Consider the following 1,554-nt stretch of genomic DNA (forward strand, 5'->3'; position numbering starts at 1 on the left):
CCCCCTATGGCAGGATAGTTGTCACCCCTAAATATTAATCCAAATGGGGGGCACAAGGACCAATCATGCCAAGATATAGTAATGAACGTAAACAAGCCATACTCAGCAAACTGCAACCCCCATTAAACCTAAGCGTGGCTCAAGTATCAAGAGAGGAAGGCATCGGTCTTCAGACCCTGTATAATTGGCGCAATCACGCCAGAGAACAAGGTCAGCCCATGCCGACAAATAAACGTACTCCTGATAACTGGTCAAGCGAGACCAAACTTGCCACCGTCATCGAAACAGGCGGCTTATCCGAGACCGAGCTTAGCGAATACTGCCGTAGTAAAGGTCTCTATGTTGAGCAAATCAAAGCGTGGCGCACTGACGCTCTTAAGGGCTTTAGCAGCAGCAAACAACAGAGCCTGAAAGACAAGCGTCAACAGCAGACAGACCGCAAGCAGATTAAGCACCTCACCCGAGAGCTTGCTCGAAAAGAAAAAGCCTTGGCTGAGACCGCCGCCTTACTGGTGCTCAGAAAAAAGCTGGATGCGTTTTGGGAGACCGAACCCGAGGACGACTAACCTCACTCCCAGAGCGCATCCAATATATAGAATGGATACAAGACGCCACCCAAGCAGGCGCTAGGCTCAACCCTGCCTGTTGTGAGGTTGGCATCAGCGTGCGTACCTATCGGCGCTGGTATAAAGATTCTCAAGTGCAGCAAGATAAGCGTGCTGAAGCTATCCGCCCTGTACCGGCTAACAAGATGAGCGTAGCGGAACAAGCCGCCATTATAGCCGTCTGCAATCAGCCCCGCTTTGCCAGTCTACCCCCGACCCAAATCGTACCCACCTTACTTGATGAAGGCATATATCATGGCTCAGAGTCTACCTTTTACCGACTACTTAAGCAGCATAATCAGCTCAACCATCGAGGTCGTCGCTTAGCCCCTAGCGCATCAAAGGCACCACAAACCTTTACTGCGACCGCTCCAGGTCAGGTGCTGTGCTGGGACATCACTTATTTGCCAAGTCCCGTACGGGGGCAGTTCTATTACCTGTACATGATAGAGGATGTCTATAGCCGTAAGATTGTCGGTCAGGAGGTGTATGATTGTGAGTCAGGAGTATTAGCAGCTCAGCTGCTTGAGCGTACCCTCATCCGTGAAAAGGCGCTACATAGCGGTGTGGTATTACACTCAGACAATGGGGCACCGATGAAGGCGCAAACTATGAGGATGAAGGCCTATGAATTAGGCGTTGTGACGTCATATAGCAGACCGCGTGTGAGTAATGACAACCCCTTTGCAGAGTCTTTGTTTAAGACGTGCAAGTATCGTCCTAGTTGGCCCACCCAAGGCTTTAAAAGCTTAGAGGCGGCTCGTGACTGGGTGCTGAGCTTCACGCGCTGGTACAATAATGAGCACAAACACAGTCAGCTGAACTTTGTGACGCCGAGTCAGCGCCATACGGGTGAGGATAAGGAAATACTGGCAAAACGTAAGCTGACGATGCAGCAAGCTAAAGCTCAAAATCCAATACGTTGGGGCAGTCAAGAGGTGAGAGATTG

General features: G+C 50.6%; 2 protein-coding genes. Both read left to right on the forward strand.

Annotated elements, in window-relative coordinates; translation table 11 throughout:
* The first annotated feature begins 65 nt into the window (after positions 1–65).
* Positions 66–566 (forward strand): hypothetical protein, encoded by a 501-nt coding sequence (locus HQR03_RS14425; protein ID WP_418889577.1) that lies wholly within the window; start codon positions 66–68, stop codon positions 564–566.
* On the forward strand, positions 539–1,554 hold a 1,016-nt coding region (locus tag HQR03_RS14025), incomplete at its 3' end, for an IS3 family transposase (protein WP_418889578.1). The genes HQR03_RS14425 and HQR03_RS14025, both read left to right, overlap by 28 nt.

Origin of the sequence: Psychrobacter okhotskensis, assembly GCF_013248965.1 — a bacterium.
Classification (GTDB): Bacteria; Pseudomonadota; Gammaproteobacteria; order Pseudomonadales; family Moraxellaceae; genus Psychrobacter; species Psychrobacter okhotskensis.

What these genes read in the sequence shown, in the direction of transcription:
- HQR03_RS14425 (WP_418889577.1), top strand. Translation starts at nt 66, where the DNA reads ATGCCAAGATATAGTAATGAACGTAAACAAGCCATACTCAGCAAACTG.